Annotated in this window: 4 protein-coding genes; all 4 read left to right on the plus strand. The window is 63.2% G+C overall.

The genetic code is table 11. The features are described from left to right. Positions 1–128: 128 nt before the first annotated feature. Positions 129–1,046, plus strand: coding sequence for an agmatinase (gene speB / locus A3764_RS14890; protein ID WP_067951718.1), 918 nt, complete (start codon positions 129–131; stop codon positions 1,044–1,046). A gap of 17 nt (positions 1,047–1,063) precedes the next feature. Next, positions 1,064–2,152: an ABC transporter substrate-binding protein gene (locus tag A3764_RS14895; protein WP_067921443.1), complete on the plus strand. Its 1,089-nt coding sequence runs from the start codon at positions 1,064–1,066 to the stop codon at positions 2,150–2,152. Between the two features lie 67 nt (positions 2,153–2,219). Next, the gene (locus A3764_RS14900) at positions 2,220–3,272 is read left to right on the plus strand and encodes an ABC transporter ATP-binding protein (RefSeq protein WP_067921445.1); all 1,053 of its coding nucleotides are present in this window, start codon (positions 2,220–2,222) and stop codon (positions 3,270–3,272) included. Then, the coding region (locus A3764_RS14905; protein WP_067951717.1) for an ABC transporter permease at positions 3,269–4,034 on the plus strand (766 nt) is incomplete at its 3' end. The genes A3764_RS14900 and A3764_RS14905, both read left to right, overlap by 4 nt.

Consider the following 4,034-nt stretch of genomic DNA (forward strand, 5'->3'; position numbering starts at 1 on the left):
ACTAACGTCAAACTCCACTTCACTTGTTCCATATTTTTTCAACGCTATAAACGAAGCACGCTCGCCCCGACGCAGTTTTGGGGGAAGATGTGGGACAAACGTACAACCAGCCCTTGGGCGGCAACGAGATGCCGCGCTTTGCCGGACCATCGACGATGATGCGGCTTCCCGCCTGCGCGGATGCGGCGGGGCTGGATGCCTGTTTCGTGGGTGTGCCGCTGGATATCGGCACCTCGAACCGGGCGGGCACGCGTTTCGGCCCGCGCCAGATCAGGGCCGAATCCAGCATGTTGCGGCCCTACAACATGGCCACGGGCGCGGCACCCTTCGACGCCATGCAGGTGGGGGATGTGGGGGACGTGCCGCTCAACACCTTCGATCTGAAGGACAGCGTGGCGCGCATCGCCGCTTTCTACCGCGACCTGCTGCGCCATGACGTCGTGCCGCTGACGCTGGGCGGGGATCACACGCTGACCTATCCGGTCCTGCAGGCGATTGCCGAAAAGCACGGGCCGGTGGCGCTGATCCACGTCGATGCCCATGCGGACATCAACGACGAGATGTTCGGCGAAAAGATCGCCCATGGCACCCCGTTCCGCCGCGCCTTCGACGAAGGGCTGCTGAACAACGAAAAGGTCTACCAGATCGGGTTGCGCGGCACCGGCTATGCGGCGGATGATTTCGACTGGTCGCGCCGGCAGGGATGGACGGTGGTGCAGGCAGAGGACTGCTGGGGCCAGTCGCTCAAGCCGCTGATCGGGCGTATCAGGCAGGAGATCGGCAATACGCCCACCTATATCACCTATGACATCGACAGCCTCGACCCCGCTTTTGCCCCCGGCACCGGCACGGTGGAAATCGGCGGGCTGACCACCTGGCAGGCACTGGAGCTGATCCGGGGCTGTGCCGGGCTCAACGTCGTGGGGGGCGATCTGGTCGAGGTCTCACCACCCTATGACCCAAGCGGCAACACGGCCCTGATCGGGGCGAACCTGCTGTATGAAATGCTTTGCATCCTGCCGAAAAACCAAACCGCCACAGACTGAAAACAGGGGAAAACGACATGACACGTAAATTCTTGAACCGTCGCAGTTTCATGGGCTCGACGCTTGCCGCCGGGGGGCTGGCCAGCCTTGCCACGCCCAACCTGCTGCGCGCGCAGTCCGACCGTTCGCTGAAGGTCGGCACCTATGGGGGCTATTTTCAGGACAGCTTCAACGAACATATCTTTCCCGATTTCACCGCCGCGACCGGCATCGCCGTGGAGTCCATCGGGGAGCCCACGGGCGAGGCGTGGCTGGTGCAGCTGATGACGGCGGCGCGGGCCAATCAGGCGCCCGCCGATGTTTCGATGATGGCGCAGGTCGCGCGCATCAAGGGGGAGCGCGCCAAGCTCTGGGCCCCGCTCGATGAAGCGGCCCTGCCCAATGCGGCGAACCTGCCGGACCATTTCGTGCATCGCTACGAAGACGGCTCCATCAACGGGCTGGGAGCCGTGGCGTGGTACATCACGCTGGTGACGAATACGGATGTCTACGCACAGGAGCCTTCTTCATGGAAGGCGTTGTGGGATCCGGCCAACGAGGACAAGCTGGGGCTGCTGGCGCTTGCCACCAACTCCTTCCTGCTGGAGATCACGGCGGAAACCTGGTTCGACGGGACCGAAATCCTCGACACGGAGGAGGGTATTCTGGAGGTCATGAACAAGCTCGCTGAGGTAAAGCCCAACGTGCGCCTGTGGTACCGGGACGAAGGCCAGTTCCAGCAGGCGCTGGAAACCGGCGAGATCCCGATGGGGCAGTATTATCACGATGTCACCGGTCTGGCGGCGGCGGACGGCAAGCCCGTGCGCTCGACCTTCCCGGCAGAGGGCGGCGTGCTCGATTCCGGGTCGTGGTGCGTGTCCAAGGCTTCCGACAAGGTCGCCGAGGCGCAGGAATTCATGAACTACATGTGCCAGCCCGAAATTCAGGCCAAGCTGTCGCGTTTCGTGGGCACCGCGCCCACGGTGCGCCGCGACCTTACGGATTTGACGGATGAGGAATACGGCGCGGTTGCAAGCTCCATCGATCCGATCCTGCCGCGCTATGACGTCTATAGCGAGCGTGAGGACTGGCTGAACCAGAAATGGTCCGAACTGGTGGTCGGATAATGCTGCTGCAGCCTGCCGCCCGGCGCGGCAGGCCGCAACCGGCACACCTGAAGGAGCGCGGTTTTCGATGACCCAGATACGTATTGAAAACGCCACGAAGATGTACGGCGATTTCGCGGCCGTGCGCGATGTGTCGGTGGATATCCCCGACGGCAGTTTTGTCTGCCTTCTGGGCCCCTCGGGCTGCGGCAAGACGACCCTGCTGCGGCTCGTGGCGGGGTTGGAAGACCTGAGCGAGGGCGCCCTGATCGTGGGCGGCGAGGATTATGGCGACATCCCCGCCCACAAACGCGAATTCGGCATGGTATTCCAGTCGCTGGCGCTGTTTCCGCATCTGACCGTCGCGGAGAACATCGCCTATCCGCTTAAGGTACGCGGTGCCCCGGCGGCGGAACGGCGGGCACGGGCGCGCGAATTGCTCGATCTGGTCAAGCTGCCCGGGGTCGAAGACCGCTATATCCACCAGCTTTCGGGCGGTCAGCGCCAACGCGTCGCCATTGCGCGGGGGCTTGCGATCGATCCCAAGGTGTTTTTGCTAGACGAGCCGCTTTCGGCGCTGGATGCCAACCTGCGTGAGCATATGCAGATCGAACTGCGCCAGTTGCAGAAAGATCTGGGCGTGACCACCATCGTCGTGACCCATGATCAGCGCGAAGCCATGTCGATGGCCGATATCGTGATCCTGATGAAAGAGGGCGAGGTGCAGCAGGTCGGCACACCGATGGAGATTTACCGCAATCCGGCAAATCCCTTCGTCGCCAATTTCATCGGGGTCAGCAATCTGATCGCCGGGCGGCTCGTCGACGACCGGACCTTTGATGCCGAAGGCACCGAGATACGCCTTGCCCCCGAAGATATCCTGCACGTCGCCGCGCCTGCCCGCGCCACGCTGAGCCTGCGGCCCGAGGATGTCGTGGTGCATGCCGATGCGGAGCGCGGCCAGTTTCGGGGAAAGGTCGTCTTTCTGCGCGATCTGGGGGCCAGCGTGGAGATCCTGCTGCGGGTGGGAGAGATGGAGATCACTTCCGTCTGCGCCCCGCAGAGCCGTCCCGACGTGTCCGTGGGCGACGATGTGGGCGTCGAGTTCCTGACCGGGCGCGCCACGGTGCTGGCGCTGTGAGCGGCGTGGCGGACAGGCTGAGGGACAATGGGGTCGCGGTCTATCCCACCGCGATGCTGCTGGTGTTCTTTCTCATCCCGTTTCTTATCATGTTCGCCGTCAGCTTCTTCAGCCGCGACGAGGGCGCGTTCTTTACACCGGCTTTCGATCTGGCGAACTACGCGCGCTTTTTGTCGCCGTTCTTTTTCAAGGTGCTTGTCACGTCGCTGGGCCTGTCCGCGGCGGCGGCGGTGATCTCGGTCGGAGTTGCGGTGCCCTTTACCTATTTCGTCACGCGGATGGGGGCGGGGGCGCAATCGGTCATTCTGGTGTTCCTGCTGTCGGTGCTGTCCCTGTCGGAGGTGATCATCGGCTTTGCTTGGTCCACGCTCTTGTCGCAGACCGCCGGGATCGGCAACCTGCTGGCGGCACTGGGCATCCTTGAGTCCTCGCGCAGTTTCACGCCCTCGCTGGGGGCGCTGCTGCTGGGGCTGTGCTATCTGGGTTTTCCCTATGCGGTTCTGGTGATCTATCCCGCGCTGTCGCGGCTTGACCCGGAACTGCCGGAGGCCGCGCGGATGCTCGGCGCCTCGCCCATACGCAGTTTCTTCAACATCGTCGTGCCGATGCTTCGCAACACGATAACCGGGGCGCTGATCCTTGTCTTCGTCTTCACCCTGGGGGCCTATCTCTTGCCGCAGGTGCTGGGGCGACCGCAGCACTGGACGTTGTCGGTGCATATCACCGATCAGGCGATCTTTCAGTCGAACCTGCCCTTCGCGG

It is taken from the genome of Sulfitobacter sp. HI0129 (assembly GCF_001635395.1).
Classification (GTDB): domain Bacteria; phylum Pseudomonadota; class Alphaproteobacteria; order Rhodobacterales; family Rhodobacteraceae; genus Sulfitobacter.

Excerpts from the sequence above, each read along its gene's own strand:
- A3764_RS14900 (WP_067921445.1), top strand. The coding sequence starts at position 2,220 with ATGACCCAGATACGTATTGAAAACGCCACGAAGATGTACGGCGATTTC.
- A3764_RS14895 (WP_067921443.1), top strand. The coding sequence starts at position 1,064 with ATGACACGTAAATTCTTGAACCGTCGCAGTTTCATGGGCTCGACGCTT.
- speB (WP_067951718.1), top strand. The coding sequence starts at position 129 with ATGCCGCGCTTTGCCGGACCATCGACGATGATGCGGCTTCCCGCCTGC.